Annotated in this window: 15 protein-coding genes; 10 read left to right on the top strand and 5 right to left on the bottom strand. The window is 65.0% G+C overall.

Annotated elements, in window-relative coordinates; genetic code table 11:
* Nucleotides 1-222: 222 nt before the first annotated feature.
* The 3 genes from V6Z91_RS26925 to V6Z91_RS26915 all read left to right on the top strand — a co-directional run bounded on the left by V6Z91_RS26925 (nt 223) and on the right by V6Z91_RS26915 (nt 3710).
* Nucleotides 223-855: a response regulator transcription factor gene (locus V6Z91_RS26925; protein ID WP_130188797.1), complete on the top strand. Its 633-nt coding sequence runs from the start codon at nt 223-225 to the stop codon at nt 853-855.
* 156 nt (nt 856-1011) lie between these two features.
* Nucleotides 1012-1965, top strand: coding sequence for an IS1595 family transposase (locus V6Z91_RS26920; protein ID WP_338763527.1), 954 nt, complete (start codon nt 1012-1014; stop codon nt 1963-1965).
* 221 nt (nt 1966-2186) lie between these two features.
* Entirely contained in the window at nt 2187-3710 is a 1524-nt protein-coding gene (locus V6Z91_RS26915) for a CHASE3 domain-containing protein (RefSeq protein WP_338763525.1), read from the top strand.
* Here V6Z91_RS26915 and V6Z91_RS26910 read toward each other — a convergent pair.
* Nucleotides 3607-4395 (bottom strand): Crp/Fnr family transcriptional regulator, encoded by a 789-nt coding sequence (locus tag V6Z91_RS26910; protein ID WP_338763523.1) that lies wholly within the window; start codon nt 4393-4395, stop codon nt 3607-3609. The genes V6Z91_RS26915 and V6Z91_RS26910 overlap by 104 nt on opposite strands.
* Before the next feature lie 610 nt (nt 4396-5005).
* Here V6Z91_RS26910 and V6Z91_RS26905 point away from each other — a divergent pair.
* From V6Z91_RS26905 to V6Z91_RS26875, 7 genes are all read left to right on the top strand, one after another.
* Nucleotides 5006-5428, top strand: coding sequence for a type IV pilin protein (locus V6Z91_RS26905; protein WP_338763521.1), 423 nt, complete (start codon nt 5006-5008; stop codon nt 5426-5428).
* An 8-nt stretch (nt 5429-5436) separates the two neighbouring features.
* Nucleotides 5437-6039: a prepilin-type N-terminal cleavage/methylation domain-containing protein gene (locus tag V6Z91_RS26900; protein WP_338763519.1), complete on the top strand. Its 603-nt coding sequence runs from the start codon at nt 5437-5439 to the stop codon at nt 6037-6039.
* Complete coding sequence (locus V6Z91_RS26895) at nt 6036-6446, top strand: hypothetical protein (RefSeq protein WP_338763517.1); 411 nt, start codon at nt 6036-6038, stop codon at nt 6444-6446. Before V6Z91_RS26900 ends, V6Z91_RS26895 begins: the two co-directional genes overlap by 4 nt.
* Before the next feature lie 4 nt (nt 6447-6450).
* Nucleotides 6451-7596 (top strand): PilW family protein, encoded by a 1146-nt coding sequence (locus tag V6Z91_RS26890; RefSeq protein WP_338763515.1) that lies wholly within the window; start codon nt 6451-6453, stop codon nt 7594-7596.
* Entirely contained in the window at nt 7593-8180 is a 588-nt protein-coding gene (locus tag V6Z91_RS26885) for a hypothetical protein (RefSeq protein ID WP_338763513.1), read from the top strand. Before V6Z91_RS26890 ends, V6Z91_RS26885 begins: the two co-directional genes overlap by 4 nt.
* 4 nt (nt 8181-8184) lie before the next feature.
* The gene (locus V6Z91_RS26880) at nt 8185-12777 is read left to right on the top strand and encodes a PilC/PilY family type IV pilus protein (protein WP_338763511.1); all 4593 of its coding nucleotides are present in this window, start codon (nt 8185-8187) and stop codon (nt 12775-12777) included.
* A 254-nt stretch (nt 12778-13031) separates the two neighbouring features.
* Nucleotides 13032-14708, top strand: coding sequence for a peptide chain release factor 3 (locus V6Z91_RS26875; protein WP_338763509.1), 1677 nt, complete (start codon nt 13032-13034; stop codon nt 14706-14708).
* 16 nt (nt 14709-14724) lie between these two features.
* On the opposite strand, the gene V6Z91_RS26870 is transcribed toward V6Z91_RS26875, so the two are convergent.
* From V6Z91_RS26870 to V6Z91_RS26855, 4 genes are all read right to left on the bottom strand, one after another.
* Entirely contained in the window at nt 14725-16050 is a 1326-nt protein-coding gene (locus V6Z91_RS26870) for a glycosyltransferase (RefSeq protein WP_338763506.1), read from the bottom strand.
* Nucleotides 16051-16427: 377 nt separating this feature from the next.
* The gene (locus tag V6Z91_RS26865) at nt 16428-16820 is read right to left on the bottom strand and encodes a cupin domain-containing protein (protein ID WP_338772066.1); all 393 of its coding nucleotides are present in this window, start codon (nt 16818-16820) and stop codon (nt 16428-16430) included.
* A gap of 148 nt (nt 16821-16968) precedes the next feature.
* A complete protein-coding gene (locus V6Z91_RS26860; protein WP_338763503.1) occupies nt 16969-17220 on the bottom strand; it encodes a hypothetical protein in 252 nt (83 codons plus the stop codon).
* Nucleotides 17221-17391: 171 nt separating this feature from the next.
* On the bottom strand, nt 17392-17547 hold the full coding sequence (locus V6Z91_RS26855; protein WP_338763500.1) for a hypothetical protein: 156 nt from the start codon (nt 17545-17547) through the stop codon (nt 17392-17394).
* Nucleotides 17548-17549: the final 2 nt, after the last annotated feature.

Genomic DNA, 17549 nt, shown 5'->3' with positions numbered 1-17549 from the left:
GGCGAGCGGGCCGGCAACGATAGAAAACAAGTGCAGCGCCACACGGCTCGCCCGGTATCTTTTTTTTTGCAACCATCGTCCCCATATGTAGGCGCGACAGTGGGTCAGAACGTTAAATGATTGGTGTTACAATATCAACGTTATAATTCTGCTAGTGAAAAAAACTGACGCCAGGCGAGATCCAGGGCCACTTTCCCAAGCCAGGGATATACGAGGGAAACAATGATACGCGTTGCCATTTGTGACGATCACCAGATAGTACGAGCAGGCTTCAAGCAGATCTTTTCGCAATCCGACGAGTTTTCGGTCGTGGCGGAAGGCAGTACCGGGCGCGAGGCACTCGATATCGCGCGCCGCGAGATCTGCGACGTCCTGCTGCTCGATATCGCCATGCCCGACCAGAGTGGTATCGACACGCTGCGCACGATCCGCCAGGGCCAGCCCGATTTGCCGGTGCTGATCCTGTCCGGCTACCCTGCGCAACAATATGCGCTGAACCTGTTCAAGATGGGCGCCAACGGTTACCTGAACAAGGAATGCGAGGCGGATGAACTCATCACCGCCGTGCGCACCGTTTTCCAGGGCCGCCGTTACGTCAGCTCTCAGGTCGGCGAACTGCTGGCGCAGAGCTTCGACCGCGACCCGAACACGGCACTGCACACCGAATTGTCGGACCGCGAATTCCAGGTGTTCCTGCGCCTGGCGCGCGGCGCCACCGTGTCCGACATCGGCACGGCGCTCTCGCTCAGCATCAAGACCGTGAGCACCTATCGCACCCGCATCATGGAGAAGATGGGACTGCAGTCCAACAGCGACCTGACCTACTACGCAATGAAGAACAACCTGCTGGATTGACGGCGGGACGTTTTCTTCTCGGCCGCCAGCGCTGGTCCTTAGGGGCCGGTCCTGGCGGTTTTGTTTTGGCGCTGTTCGTCAATGCTTGGGGAACTTCCGCCGCGCAACCCTGTCTGACCTCCTGTTGAGCTACTTCATGCATATCAGGAGGCCGAAATGGGGACTGCGGATTTCCAGGTGGTGTTCAAGGCGTTGTCCCAGCTCCAGCTGGCAGCGGGAGAAGTAGCGACCTTGCGGGAATTCCTGGCCACCATCACGCACCCTGGCCAGTGCCTTGCCCTGATCGAGGCGGCGGCGGGAAGACCTCCTTGCCCGCATTGCGCCTGCTCCCATTGCCATCGCAGCGGTAAGGCCAACGGCTTGCAGCGCTATCGGTGCATGGGATGCAGGAGCAGTTATAACGGGTTGACCGGCACCCCGCTGGCCCACCTCAAGCGGCGTGACAAATGGCTGGCGTACCTGCAATGCCTGATCGAATCGACGACGGTGCGCACGGCGGCCAAGCGCGTGGCGGTGGCGAAGTCGACCAGTTTTCGATGGCGGCACCGGTTCATTGCCACCGTGCGGCAAGAGCGGCGCCCCAAGCTGTCAACAATCGTCGAGGCCGACGAAACCTATCACCTGGAATCGCAGAAGGGATCGCGCCACTTGGGTCGCCCGGCCCGCAAGCGGGGCGGCAAGGCGACCCGGCGCGGCATCAGCCGCGAGCTCGACTGCATTCTCGTCGCCCGCGACCGCAACAAGCTCACGTACGACTTCGTGACCGGGCGCGGACCGGTCAGCGAGGGGCAACTGGCCAGGCACCTGCTGCCCGTACTGGCGCGTGACGTCATTCTTATCAGCGATGGCGCCAATGCTTACCAGGCGTTCGCGCGGCAGGCCGGCATCACGCACGAATCGGTCAACGTGCAGCGCGGCGAGAGGGTTCGAGAGGCCATCCACATTCAAAATGTTAACGGCTGGCATAGCCGCTTCAAGACGTGGCTGCGCCGGTTCAACGGTGTAGCCAGCCGGTACCTGGCCAATTACACCGGCTGGCAACGCGTGCTGGACGCTGCCGCGCTCACCACGCCGTCGCACTGGCTGCGCGTCGGGGTGGCGCCGGGCTAGCAAGGCTCAGGCCGCTACTGACAGCGACCGGATCCAGAAGTTCCGTGATTAGGGGAAAGCATAGCGTCCGCGAACAGCGCCTTTGTTTTGGCGCTATCGCCTGCGATAGTGTTGTTCCGTACGGCAATATTACTGTAACGAAGCGTTTCCGAAAGGCATTAAATCGCTGGCCCGGCTATAATGGCCCGACCGCCGACCGCGCCAGCGAAGGATGCTTCAGGATGTATTTCACCGTGAAGGCAGCGTCACACCACCGTCTGCCCCTCTACAAGACCGTATTGTGCGTGACGTGCGCGCTGATCCTCGTCGTCAACGGCCTGTTTCTTTTTCACAACCTCGATGCGCTGAAAAGCGCCAATGCGCAGGTGCTGCAAAGCTCGCGCGTGGCCGAACGGCTCCAGTACCTGGATGTGCTGGTGCAGGATGCCGAAAGCAGCATGCGCGGCTATTTCATCTCCGGCAACGATGTCTATCTTGGCCCGGCGCGCTCCGTCTTCACCAAGACCGAAGCGGAAGTGCGCCAGCTGCAGACGCTGCTGGCCGACAATCCCGCCCAGCTGAAGAACCTTGCCCAGCTGAACACGCTGATCCGCCGCAAGCTGGCGATGCTCAACCAGGCGATCGACGTGTATCACCATGGCGGGCTCGACGAGATCGTCACCATTTCCCGCTACGGCGACGACCGCGGCGGCATGGATGAAATCCGGCTGCAAACCGTGATCATGATCCAGGAGCAGAACGAAACGCTGGCCGCCCGCAGCGCGCGCTTCTACGAGCAGTACCAGAACGCCCTGGCGCTGGGCGTGGCGATCAATGCCGTGGCGATCGTCGTGCTCGTGATGTTCTATCGCCTCGTGCGCCGCAGCTATTTCCGCCAGGCGGCCGTGGAGCACGAATTGCAGCAGTCGAACGAGAACCTGGAAGCGATGGTGGCGCAGCGCACCGAGCAGCTGTCCGTGCTGTCGCGGCACCTGATCAGCATCAGCGAGGATGAGAAATCGCGGCTGTCGCGCGAGCTGCACGACGAAATGGGCGCGAACCTTACATCCATCAGCATGGACATCGGCGCGGTCCTCCTGCAGGTGCAGAAAACGCAGCCGGAACTGGCAGCGCAGCTGAAGCGGGCACGTGCCACCTTGGTGGAAACCGTGGAACTGAAGCGCCGCATTATCGAAGACCTGCGGCCGAGCCTGCTGGACAACCTGGGCCTGTGCGCCGCGATCGACAGCTATACCGACGATTTCACACGCATGACCAAGCTGCCTTGCGACACCGAGATCGGCCCGGAGATCGACGGCATCGTGCGCGAAGGCGACAGCAGCCTGTCGATCGCGCTGTTCCGCATCGTGCAGGAGTCGCTGACCAATATCCGCAAATACGCCAAGGCCAGCCGGGTTTCGGTCACGCTGACGCGGACGAAGGAGGGGATCGTGCTGCGCATCATCGACGACGGCATCGGCATCGCGACCGATACGCTGGCCAAGCCGATGTCGCACGGCATCCTGGGGATGCGGGAGAGGGCACTGCTGCTGGGCGGCACGCTGACGCTTCGTCGCGGCCGGGGTGACAAGGGGACATGCATCGAAGCGCGGATTCCGCTGAAGAACCGCGCTCCGGAAGGCGAGAGGGAAGAAGTGGTGGTCAGCAGCCCGCTACGTCAACGAGCAGACGATCATATTCCGTCTTTGCCACCTTATAGCACTCGCCCGCATAGCGTTCCAGTCCCGCACGATCCAGTACAGTGATGTTGCCGCGGCGGTAGGTGATCAGGCCGTCTTCCTGCAGCTTGCCGGCGGCGGCCGTGATGCTTTCGCGGCGCACACCCAGCATGATCGAGATCATTTCCTGGGTCACCTTCAGCTCGTTCGTCGGCGAACGGTCCAGGCGGTCGAGCAACCAGCGGCACAGCTTCTGTTCGATGGAGCTGTGGCGGCCGCCGACGGCGTTCTGCGCCATCTGGGCGAACAGCGCCGTGTTGTAGCGCATCAGCAGCTGGGGCAGGGCGCCGCCCTGGTTGAACGCATCGCGCAGCGCCTGGGCCTTCAGGCGGTAGCCGTAGCCGGCGCTTTGCACGACGGCGGTGCACATCGCACGTTCGCCGGGGAACATCGACACACCGACCACGCCTTCATGGCCGACGACAGCGATCTCGGTGGTCGCGCCGTCCTCCATCACGTACAGCAGCGAAACAATGGCCGTGGTGGGGAAATACACGTTTTCGAGCTTGCTGCCATACTCGAACAGTTCTTTGCCAAAGGGCAGTTGCACCAGTTCCAGGTGCTCGAACAACGACTCCAGCACGTGCCGCGGCAGGGCGGCCAGCAGCTCGTTCTGCTGCGTGCCGCTGTAGCTGATCACCGGCTTCGTGGCTTCCCGGCCGCTCAGCGGCATCGAGGTTTTTTCGGAAACGCCAAGTTGAGTGTTGTTCATATTGTCCTCACGAGCTTAAGTACAGGAAATCGTCGGCTGCTTCGATTTCGACCAAGATGCATCGATTGCGACTTTCAGTTAGATGCCGCACGGCGCCGATCGCGTTGGTAGTACTTTAAGTTCGTATGTAGGTAACGAACATAAGACGGGTTTCCGCTAGGGTGTAGGCTCGTAAGATGATCAGTTGTCAGCCTAGTCCTACGGAAACTATCTATTTTCCTAGCATAAGACTTCAAGGGCTAGCGCACGATTGCTCGTGCTGCGGGGCCGACAGGCCGGAACGCGAGGCCACGCCTCATTTTCGCCGTTTTTGTGGTTATCCGTACGGTATCGAACATTGCTTCTGGAAACATCCTGCAAGCGTCTGCCCATAGGCCCCGCCGAGCACGCGCGCCTGCGCAATACGAGCCGATGCGGCGTATTCCTACAAAGGGTTGAAGTCGTAACTCTGCGTTACAGGAGCGCAGGCTGATACGTTCGACTGCATCCTTGCAGCGTTTCCACAACAAAGTGACGCCCACCGCGTCGCTGCCCATTTTTCCCTCAAGAAACCTCAATATCTGCCGTAAAATTGCTGTACATCAATGTTCGTTAAGCAGTTGAGGCCGCAATGAAACACCGTCAACAAGGTTTCACCCTGATGGAAGTGCTGATCACCGTCGTGATCGTCGGCATCCTGTCGGCGGTGGCAATCCCTGCCTACACGGACCACGTCACGCGCTCGCGCACTGCCGAGGCCTTCACGGCCCTGGGCGCCGCGCAGGCGAACGCCGAGCAGTTCTGGAACAACAATCGCACCTACGACGGATACAGCGGCGCAAGCGCCTTCCCCGCCGCAACCCCGAATTTCACCTACGCGCTGAGCAACGCCACGGCGTCGACGTTCACGATCACGGCCACCGGCCGCGCGAAGATGACGGGCTTTACATACACGATCGACCAGAACGGCACCCGCGCCACGACCGCCACCCCGTCCTGGGGCACGAACGCGGCATGCTGGGTCGACAAGAAGGGCGGCCAATGCTCCAGCTGAGATGCCGGATGAAAGGCTATACGCTGATCGAGGTCATGGTGGGCATCGCCATCCTCGGCACGCTGCTGGCCGCCGGCATCCCGAACATGACGCACTGGATCGTGGCCAACAAGGCCAGGGCTGCGTCGGAGTTCTACCTGGAAGGACTGTCGATGGCGCGGCGCCAGGCGGTGTCGCACAATGCGCGCAGCCGCTTCGTGCTCACGCCCGGCACCAACGGGCAGTTCGACTGGCAGGTGGACCTGTGCTTCCCGGCGCCGGGCGCGCCGTGCACGGACACCACGGGCAATTGGTCGACGACGACCGTGGCCGCGGCGGGCGATCCGGAAGGGGCAGGGGGATTCAAGTCCGTGTTCCGCGCCGCGGTATCGCTGCCGCCTTCGAACGTGCTGATCCCGGCCGTGACGGCGGAAGGGGCCGACTCCGTCTATTTCACCGAGCTGGGCTGGGTCGACACGTCGATCGAAGGTCGCCTCGCCATGCTGCGCCTCGACCCGTCCGCGGCCCTGGCCGGTGACGTGCGCGCCGCCGCGGTGGCCGTCACGCTGGCGGGCATCGCGTCGAAATGCGACCCGGCCGTCGCCGCACCCGATTCGCGGGCCTGCCCATGACCGCGCGCCTCCACACACAACAAGGTATCGCGCTGCTCGAGGCCCTGGTCGCCGTCGTCATCCTGGCGCTCGGCCTGCTCGGCACGATCGGCCTGCAGGCACGCTCGTACTCCGCGCTGGCCGATTCGACGATGCGGGCGGAAGCCACGCTCGCGGCCGACCGCCTCGTCGGCATCATGAATAACGACACCGCGAACCTGGCGGCTTATCAGGTGGCGCTGGACGCCACGCCCCCCGCGGCGCTGGCACCCTGGGCGGCGGAAACGTCGGCCGCCATCCCCGGCGCGCGCATCGGCGTGGCCGTCGTGCCGGAAGCGCAGCGCACGCGCGTGGACATCGAGATCCACTGGCGCCGCAAGCAGGGCGACGACGACAGCCGCCACCTCGTCACGGCCTACATCCGGTGAACACATGAGACAGCAAGGCTTCTCCATCGTCGAACTCATGGTGTCCGTCGTGATCGGCCTGCTCGCCGTCATGTTCGCCACGCGCCTGATGGTCAACGGCGAGCAAAGCAAGGCTGCCTCGGTTGGCGGGTCGGACGCCATGCAGAACGGCATGCTGGCGCTGTTCTCGATCAACAACGATGCGGCGCAGGCCGGCTGGGGCTTGAACGACGACCTCGTCAACGGCTGCAACACGCGCATGACGGATACGCAAGGGTTTGCGTTGGCCGAGGCCGTGCGCAACGGCGCGGCGATCACGCCGCTGGCGCCGGCCGTGATCGCCGATGGCGGCCAGGGCTCCGATACCGTCACGCTGTATTCCGGCAGCGGGCTGGCCGGCGTCGGTTCCACGCGGGTCTGGCAGAACTACATCGGCGGCACGTCGATCGGCGTCGACAGCGTGGCGCCGTTCGGATTCAACGCGGGCGACGTGATCGTGGTCGCGCCGGAACCCGCCGGTGGCGATTGCACACTGGCCCAGCTCTCCAGCGCGCCGGCCGCCAGTACCCTGCAAATTGCCGCCGGCGCGGCATGGCGCTACAACACCGGGAACCTCGGCATTCTCTACAACGGCGGCCAGGCCCGCGTGTTCAACCTCGGGCCGGCCGAAAAGCTGTCGTTCCACACCTGGTCGGTGTCGAACGGCGTGCTGCGACTGCGGGCGACCGACCTGGCCGGCACGGGCGGGATGCCACAGGCCGTGGTCGGCAACATTGTCGCAGTGAAGGCGCAGTACGGGTTCGATACGCGGGCCGGCAGTGCGTTCACTCCGAAGTCGGGCTTGCGGGTCGGGCGCTGGAGCGCCGCCATGATCGACGCGGACGGCGACGGCAGCACCGGCGCGCCGGGCGACTGGCAGCGCATCGCCGCCTTGCGCATCGCCGTGGTGGCCCGTGGCGCGGTGCCGGAGCGCCCCGCTGCGCGGCAGGGCACGTGCACTGCGACCACCGCGCCGCTGACCGTGTTCGGCACCGCTGCGCCGGCCGGGGTGGCGGCCGCCCCGGTACAGGTGGCGCTCGCCATACCGAACGACACGGTCAGCTGGACCTGCTACCGTTACCGCGTGTTCGAGACGATCGTTCCGATCCGCAATGCCGGGTGGAAGCCATGAGGAAGGCACTACAACGCGGCCTGGCGCTGCCGGTGATGCTGATCATGCTCGTGGTGATGATGGTCAGCAGCATCTACCTGCTGCGCTCCACCAATTCCACCGCGCTGACCACGTCGAACCTCGCACACGAGGATGCGCTGTCGAAGGCGGCCGACCTGGGCATCCATGCGGCCCACGAGTGGCTGGGCAGCCTGCCGGACAAGAACGTGCTGTACAACGACATCCCCGCCGCCGGCTACGTGGCCACGATCAATCCCGGAGCAGGGCAGGGCGTGTCCAATCCCGAATTCTGGCGCGGCGCCAGGAAAGTGTGGGACGCGAACCGCCGCAACGAGGTCGAGTACGTGATCCACCGCATGTGCCAGTTCCCCGGCGCCTACAACGCCGCCAGCCCGGCCAACAACTGCACGCTGACCGCGGCGCGGCAGAACGTGCAGGCGAAGACCCGCGCGGGCGACAGCCTGTCTTCCGACGCGCCGGCCTACCAGGGCAAGCCGCAGCTGCACTACCTGATCACCGCGCGCATCGCCGGCGCGCGCGGCGCCAATGTAATGAACCAGGCCGTCGTCATGATGGGCCCGTGACAAGATGATGAATTCCCTGATCCGCTGGACGCTGGCACTGCTGGCCTGGATGCCCGGCCTGCTGCTGGCCGCCACCACCAATATCGCGCAAGTGCCGTTGCTGAACATCGCCGGCACCGGCACCGTCAAGCCGAACCTGATGCTGCTGTTCGATAACTCCGGCTCGATGGACCAGACCTACACGCCGGACTATGTGAACGACAATATCTGCCGCTCCCGGCAAACGCTCGTCAATGGCGTGATGGCGTGCAGCGTCGGGCACCCCCCGTTCATGAGTCCTGACTTCAACCGCCAGTACTACAACCCGCGCATCCGCTACCAGGCGCCGATCATGTGGGATGGCACGTACTACCCGGACATGACCGCCGCGCAGACCGCGAACTGGACCAACGTGCCCAGCGACGGCTTCGGCCGCAGCAACACGAACCTGTACGGCGCGGGCGACAGCGCCATCAACCTGGTCACCGAATTTCCCGACCTGCAGTGGTGCAGCGGCAGCGACGAGGGCGATTGCCGCATCAACACCGCCACCTACACGTATCCCGACAATACCTACTACAACGCGGCCGCCATCCAGGGCGGCCCGTACTACTTCAACATCGCCGTCTCGGAATACTGCCGCGACGAGCGGCTGACCTCTTGCACGTCGGTGGCCGCCGGCGCCGCCGCGCCGGTGGGCTACCCGGTGCCGGCCACCGTGCGCTGGTGCAGCGACCGCGCGCTGTCGTCCTGCCAGGCCAAGCGCGTGGGCACCTATATCTATCCGAAGTATTCGTCGCCGCCGTCCACCGCCATCGCCCATGGCACGATCACGATCGGCGCCAGCCTGTCCACGTCGTCGATGCAAATTGCCGGGGTCACCGTGATCAATCCCGCCGCGCCGAATTCGCCGGTAACGATCACCAATGGCGCGGTCACCGCGTCGGCGGGCACGAACACGGCGGCGAAGCAGCAGGCCCTGGCCACGCAGGTGGCGGCCGGCATCATCGCCCGCACGGGCCTGGGCGCGAACTCCTACTGGGCCTGCGTGCGCACGCCCGTGAGTTCGGCCACGGTGCCGGCCTGCTCGTCCCTGGGCATCACGCTCACCTCGGACAATGTGGTGGCTGTCATCCCGATCAACTGCGCCAGCAGCACCAAATCGCTGACCAATTGCAGCACGATCCGCGAGGATTCGACGCTCAACACGCGGCAGGGCTGGGGCCTGGAAGTGGATGCGCCGGCCGTGCAGACCACGCCGGCGACGACCGGCCAGCCGCCCACCGGGCTGCTGCGTATCGGCGGCAGCGGCAGCATGCGCCGCGATGGCAGCATCAGCAACATCAAGCTGGGCACCACGCAGATCACCGGCACGGTCGCACTGAAGAACATGTCGCAGGAACAGGCGGCGGTGGCGATCGTGGCGGCCATCAATGCCTACGGCACCCGTGCCACGCACCGCGCCTACCTGGGCGGCGACGCCACCACGGGGGTGTGCGCCAACGAACCGTCCACCACCGTCTGCATCGTCAACGTGAACGCCACCGCGAACGGCGCGGTGCTCTCGGGCACGGTCGCGAACAGCGGCAACGTCACCTTCACCCCGGTGGCCGCCACCAGCATCGTCGAGGGCGTGCCGGCGACGACCACCGCGCTGTCGTCCCTGCCCAGCGCGTTTTCGCGCGTGAACGTCGTGCCCGGCCGTACGTACCCGAAGGCGTCGGCCCGCGGCGATTGCGTGGCGCAGGCGGCGGTGTGCACCTATGAGGAGGAGATGACCAACTTCGCCAACTGGTATGCATACTACAAGAACCGCCTGCAGATGATGAAGACGTCGGTCGGCATCGCCTTCGCCGCCATCAACGCCAACTACCGGGTGGGCTTCGTGCGCCTGTCGCAGGCGGGTGCCGCCGGCGCCATCGACATGAAGCCGGCCGATTTCACCGGCACGGCACGCAGCACGTGGTATTCCACGCTGTACGGCGTGACGACCAGCGGGGCCACGCCGATCCGCACCGCGATGGACAACGTGGGCCGCATGTTCGCCAACCTGTCGCCGTACAACTACGCGAGCGGGTCGGAGGTGGTGCAGTTCCCCTGCCAGCAGAACTTCCTGATCCTCACCACGGACGGCTACTGGAACGGCAGCTCGACCGCCAACGTGACCAGCAACGACAACCAGGAAAACGCGTCCCGCTTCTGCACCTGGTCGCGCGGCTGCGTGGACGCGCGCGGCCAGTCGCAACCCTCGATCGCCGACGTGGCGCTGCACTGGTATAACGGCGGCTCGTCGACCGGCACCGTGTCGCTGCGCCCCGACCTGGAGCCGGACATGACGAAGCCCGGCCAGGTACCGGCCGCCGACGGCGAAAACACGCACCTGCACATGAACACCTACACGCTGGGCCTGGGCATGGATGGCGTGATGACCTACGAGCCGAACTACGACACGGCGCCGAAGCCGGGCGGCGACTTCTACAACCTGATCACGCGCGCGCAGACCGGCTGCCCATGGAACAACAACGGCCCCTATGTGTGGCCGAATCCGGACGTGACGAACACCGGCAACACCGTGCAGGAGCGGGTGGACGACCTGTGGCACGCGGCCATCAACGGCCACGGCAAGTACTTCAGCGCCAATGAGCCGCGCGAGGTGGTGCAGGGCCTGTCCGCGGCGCTGGCGAACATGCAGATGACGCTGGGCGCCGCCTCGGCCGCCGCCACGTCCACGCCGAACATCTCGCTGCAGGACAACGACATCTTCTCGGATACCTTCACCACCGTGAAATGGTATGGCGAACTGTCGGACCGCAAGATCGATCCCACCACTGGCATCGTCGGCAACAACACGGTCTGGACGTCGTCCGACACCGTCGGCACCAAGGTGGCCGCCGCCAGCGATACGCGCAGCATCTACATGCTGGGTACCGGCGCATTGAAACCGTTCCGCTACGACCAGATGACGGCGCAGGAGAAAGCGTGGTTCACCAGCCAGTGCCCGAACTTGCCGCAATGCACGCTGCTGTCGACGGCCGACCGCGCGCTCGTCAACAGCGGCGAGAACATGGTGAACTGGCTGCGCGGCCAGCAGCAGTACGCGAACGACACCATCTTCCGCGCCTACACGATGAGTGGCGACACGCCGGCGGTGCCCATCGTGCTGGGCGATATCGCCTCGTCCAAGCCGGCCTATGTGCGCGACCCGCGCAAGGCCTATACGGACAACGGCTACCCGGCATTCCGCGATGCGCAGACGGCGGCGCGGCCGGTGGCGACCGTGTACACGGCGGCCAACGACGGCATGCTGCACGCGTTCTCCGCCGACAATGGCGAGGAAGTGTGGGCCTACGCGCCCCGCATCACGATGAAGAAGCTGCCGGCGCTGGCCAGCACCACGTACGCGACGAACCACCAGTTCACCACCGACGGCTCGCCCGAGGTGGCGGACGTCTACATCAACGGCGCGTGGCGCACGGTGCTGGTGGCCGGGCTGAATGCCGGCGGGCGCGGCTACTATGCGCTGGACATCACCGACCCGCGCCAGCCGAAGCAGTTGTGGGAACTGTGCGCCGACGCGGCCGTGTGCGCGAACGCCGTGCCGAACCTGGGCCTGTCGTTCGGCAATCCGCAGTTCGGCACGTGGAAGGACGGTTCCGGTGCCGCACGCTGGGTGGTGTTCCTCACGTCCGGCTACAACAATGTGCCGGGCGTGGATGGCGTCGATACGGGCGACGGCAAGGGCTACCTGTTCATCGTCGACGTGGCCACCGGTGCCGTGCTCAAGTCGGTGACCACGAACAGCGGCGACGTCGTCACGCCATCTGGCCTGGCGAAGATCACGGCGATCACGCCCGACCCGAACGGCGACCCGCTGGTGACCTACATCTACGGCGGCGACAACCAGGGCCAGATGTGGCGCTTCGACCTGACGGCCGCCGACGGCAGCGTGGGCGTGCTGAAGATGGGCGATGCCGGCGCGGCGCAGCCGATCACCACGCGGCCGGACGTGACGCTGTGCGCCGTCGACAACAGCGCCGAGCCGCAGCGCGTGGTGCTGTTCGGCACCGGCCGGCTGCTGGACGTGCCGGATACGACGAGCACCGATGTGCAAAGCCTGTATGCGGTGAAGGACACCGGCGTGTTCGTCAATGTGCGCGGCGCGGCGATGGAACAGCAGACGCTCGACAGCGTGGGCGGCAGCAATACGGCGGCATTCCAGATTGCCGACACCGCGGCCGACCTGAAGCAGAAGAGCGGCTGGTTCTTCGACTGGCGCCTGAATCCGGGCGAGCGGATGAACATCGACCCGAAGATCGTCAGCGGCGTGGCCAACGTGGTGACGAACCTGCCGACCTCGTCGTCATCCTGCTCGGTGGGCGGCACCAGCAACGCCTACGCGCTCGACGTGTGCCGCGGCACCGGCGTCAACGGGCTCCTGGTCGGCGGCACGCTGTCGAACACCTCGGCCGCCGTGGGTTTCATCATCGTGCGCCTGCCCAGCGGTCAATTGAAGATGATCGCCACCACGGCCAAGGGCGAGACCCTGACGCGGCCGATTGTCGAGCTCGGTTCCGAGGATGCGCACCCGGTCGGCTGGCGGCGCGTGAAGGGCGACTGATAGCCGAGCTCGTGTCCCCCTGGTGCCAGGCACCAGGGGGACACGAGCTCGGCTATGGGCACGCAGTAATTTGCAGACGAACACCGGTGTCGTACACCTTTTCTGGATGGTTCACCCGGAAAAGGTGTACGACACCGGTTCTCCCGTGCCAACTTGTTGCCGCGTACGTCCCTGTATCGTCAATTTGGCCCGGCCACACCCAAAAAACGGTAAAATCCACGGTTTTCCGTCGAGCCGTACCGTTGGCCGCCACCATGTCCGAAGAATCCCAGATCACCGACCAAACCCCCGAGCAAGCCGCCGAGCAGGATGCCGCTATCGCCAGCGCCAAGCCCGCGGCCCTGATCGCGCGCGAAGTGCAGCGCCGCCGCACGTTCGGCATCATTTCCCACCCCGACGCGGGCAAGACGACGCTGACCGAGAAGCTGCTGCTGTTCTCGGGCGCGATCCAGATGGCCGGCACGGTGAAGGCGCGCAAGAGCGCCCGCCACGCCACGTCCGACTGGATGGAGATCGAGAAGCAGCGCGGCATTTCCGTTGCCTCGTCGGTGATGCAGTTCGAATTCCGCGACCACATCATCAACCTGCTCGACACGCCGGGCCACCAGGACTTCTCGGAAGACACCTACCGCGTGCTGACGGCCGTCGACTCGGCGCTGATGGTGATCGATGCCGCCAAGGGCGTCGAGGCGCAGACGATCAAGCTGCTGGACGTTTGCCGCATGCGCAACACGCCGATCGTCACGTTCATGAACAAGATGGACCGCGAAACGCGCGATCCGCTCGAACTGCTCGATGAACTGGAATCGGTGCTGAAGATCCAGTGCGCGCCGGTGACGTGGCCGATCGGCATGGGCAAGAACTTCCGCGGCGTGTATCACCTGCTGCGCGACGAGGTGCTGCTGTTCCGCGCCGGCGAGGAAAGCGCCAACCAGACCTTCGAGGTCGTCAAGGGCATCGACAATCCGAAGCTGCAGGAGATGTTCCCGCTCGAGATGGACCAGCTGAGGATGGAAGTGGAGCTCGTCCACGGCGCCTCGCACCCGTTCAACCTGGAAGAGTTCCTGGCCGGTATCCAGACGCCGGTATTCTTCGGTTCCGCGATCAACAACTTCGGCGTGCGCGAAATCCTGTCGGCGCTGGTCGATTGGGCGCCGCCGCCGCGCGAGCGCGACGCGACCGTGCGTTCCGTGGCGCCCACCGAGCAGCCGTTCTCCGGCTTCGTGTTCAAGATCCAGGCGAACATGGACCCGGCGCACCGCGACCGCATCGCCTTCCTGCGCGTGTGCTCCGGCCGTTTCGAGCGCGGCATGAAAGTCAAGCACCTGCGCCTGGGCCGTGAAGTAAAGGTGTCGTCCGTGGTCACCTTCATGGCATCGTCGCGCGAGCAGGTCGAAGAGGCGTACGCCGGCGACATCATCGGCCTGCCGAACCACGGCAATATGCAGATCGGCGACAGCTTCTCGGAAGGCGAGATGCTGCAGTTCACGGGCATTCCGTACTTCGCGCCGGACTTCTTCCGCCAGGTGCGCATTCGCAACCCGCTGAAGATCAAGCAGCTGCATAAAGGCTTGCAGCAGCTGGGCGAGGAGGGCGCCGTGCAGGTGTTCAAGCCCGTGCAGGGCGGTGAGCTGGTGCTGGGCGCCGTGGGCGTGCTGCAGTTCGAGGTCGTGGCCTCGCGCCTGATGAACGAATACGGCGTGGACGCGGTATTCGAAGGCACCAGCATCAGCAGCGCGCGCTGGGTGTCGTCCGACGACAAGAAGGCCCTTGCCGACTTCGAGGCGGCCCTCGGCCACAACGTGGCCTACGACGCGGCTGGCAACCTGGCCTACCTGGCCACCTCGGGCGTGAACCTGCGCCTCACGCAGGAACGCTGGCCGAAGCTGACATTCCACGCGACCCGCGAGCACGCCACCAAGCTGTCCTGACGGCTGCCGGGCGGAGTCAGCGCGCCGCGGCGCGCGGCTCCGCCTTTCCAAAAACGCGGCCGATCAGATCGACCGCCGTTGCCACCCCATTTTCCTTGCGCATCGCCGTGCCCACGGCCGCGGCGGCATCCGCCATGGCCGGGGTGCCGCGCACCTGCCGGATCAGCTTTGCCAGGTTGGCTGCCGTCGCCTTGCGGCGGTGAACCGGCTTGCCGGCCATGCCGAGCCGGTGCAGCTCGCGTCCCCAATGTTCCTGTTCGCTGATATGGGCGACCACGATGGATGGCTTGCCGGCCAGCGTGGCCGATTGCGTGGTGCCCGCGCCGCCATGGTGCAGCACGGCGCAGCAGTGCGGGAACACCGCCTGGTGCGGCGCCGCCTGCACGTACAGCACTTGCGCCGATGACGTGAAACCGCAGCCTGCCGCGTCGGCGCTCTGGATGATCGCCCGGCAGCCCGCCAGCCGCGCCGCCTCGGTCAACAGTTCGAGCGTCTGGCGCTGCCAGCCGGGATCGGCCGGCATCCAGCTGCCCAGCGTCATGTAGACGGGCGGTTCGCCCGCGGCCAGGAAGGCTTGCAGGTCCGGCGGTACGGTGCCCTCCATGGCGAGATTGGGCATGTCGAGGAAACCGGTCAAGCGCACGGCGGGCGGCCAGTCGGGCTGCTGCACCGCGATGCTCGGGCTCACCGCCACCAGCGTCAACTCTCGTGACAGCCATACGTCATCGATCATGTCCCGCACCGGCGGCAAGCCCACGCGCTGGCGCAGCGCGTTCGTGTCGGCTTTCAGGGCGCGGTTGATGGCCAGCCGCGTCACCCACCACAGCAGGCGCTTGCCCAGGGACGCTGGCCCCAGGCTGCTCATCGGGTGGTCATGGGCGCTGGGGATGCCGCCGTGCGACAGCATCACGCTGGCATAAGGGCGCCCGGCCAGCTCGGCCGCGGCGCGCAGCGGATGCATGAAGAAGTGCCCGATCAGGAGGTCGCACTCCGCGCACAGGCGCTGGGCGGCGGCGAACATCGGCTCCTCGACGGGCGTGAAGCACAGCCGCAGGATCTTCGCCATCTGCTTCATCGGGTCGGACGTATCGAACACCGTGGCGCCGACTTTGCCGGCATCCTTCGGGCCGAGCACCGGCGACGCCACGACGCGGATATCCAGCCCGGCACGCGGGGCAATATGCGCATACGCATCGCTGTCGACGCAGGTGATAACCAGCACCACGTCATGCCCGGCACCGCGCAGCCCTTCGGCCAGCGCCAGGAAAGGGCGCACATCACCGTGGCTGCCCCAGGTTTGCAAGCCGATCCGCATCGCTTCCCCCTGTCGAGTTCGTATCACGCGATTATCGCCGGCTTTGCCGAAATGTTTCCAAAAACCGGGGCAGAGCAGGGGCGCCTGCGTAGCGGGTCTCGGCGCAATCGCACCTTCCCCAGCCCCCCGCTTCAAGGAAACATTCCTCGCAATCGGGGTAGGAGTACGGCCATGCATGGCTCAACCGCTGCGCCGGCAAGGAGCGGTGCTCCTTGAAACCCCGGCTACGCCCCCGGTTTTTGCAAAAAGTGTTGTAAAAATTCGGGGACTGTCCCTGTTGTGTTGTGTTGTAAAAATTCGGGGACTGTCCCTGTTGTGTTTTTGTAACCGGCGCGGCGTGGTTTCTCTTGTATCTGACCGTTGACATCCAATCGCCTTCCCGGCCGGCCGCATGGCGACCTGAGCTACTTGGCCGGCGTGGCCAGCGGCTGGCCCTTCTCCACGACGTATACGCCGACCAGCTTCGTCGTGGTGGTGCCGGCATTGCGCGCGTCGTGCACCACGCCGGCCGGAATGATGATCGCTTCGCCGGCCTTCACGCGCCGTGGCGGCGCGCCATCGATCAGCAGCTCGCCCTCGCCATCGAGGAAATAGCTGATTTCATCGCCGGGATGGGTATGGCGCCCGGCGGTGGCGCCGGGCGCCAGTTCGACGTGGGCGACGACGGCTTCGCGGTTCGGCACCGAGATGTCGCCGCGGGTGATGACGGTGCGCTTGATGCCGCCGGGCTGCGCCAGGGCATCGGAGCAGGGCAGGGCAAGCAGGGCAAGTGAAACTGCGGACGAAATGGCGGCCATTGCGGCCGTAACGTGGCGTGTCATCGTCTCCTCCGTGGTGATGGTGCACGGGCGTGCATGGCGATGGTACGCCGGTCGGCGCCGCCGCTCAACCGCGGGAAACGGAAGCCGCCCTCGGCCAGCATGCAACCGCCGCCCGCTGACGCGGTCAGCCTTGCGTCTTCGGATCGCTACCGGATTCGGGAACGAGCATGGTACGAGCTTCAGGCTGGAGAGTAGGCGGCATACCGAAATCGAAGCAGGCAGCGTCTGTTTCGTCAAATGTCCAGTAGCCGGTATCCGTGCCGATGGCTGGGAAATCGCAACCGGAAGAGGCCGGTTCGAAATCGGACCAGTTCGAGGAGGCGGTTGCCGCTACCGTGCCAGAGGTGGTAACGGTTGCCGACATGCCGATCAACATTGTCGCGATGATGCGATAGATGCGCAGTTCAAGCTTCTTTCTAGTCTAGTTTTGGTGATTTTATGTTTTTGCTGGCAAAGTTCGTATCGAACGCCGCTCGGCGTAGCGCTTAAGTTAGTGCGGGAGAAGATCCCGAACGCTACGCGTGCAATGCCGTGGCCTGCCGAATGATCAGCCGTGCGTCTTCGGATCGTTACCTGATTCAGGAACCAACATGGCAGATACCTCCCCTGGCGCGGTCGGCGTCGTCTCGGTTGGTTGCGGCACAGGGGCTTTCTTGGTTTCCGATTCCGTCTTCTCCGGCGTGGCTTTGGTGTTGTCGGTCATTG

Origin of the sequence: Massilia sp. METH4, assembly GCF_037094685.1 — a bacterium.
Classification (GTDB): domain Bacteria; phylum Pseudomonadota; class Gammaproteobacteria; order Burkholderiales; family Burkholderiaceae_D; genus Rugamonas.
This window is presented reverse-complemented; position numbering and strand designations above follow the sequence as displayed.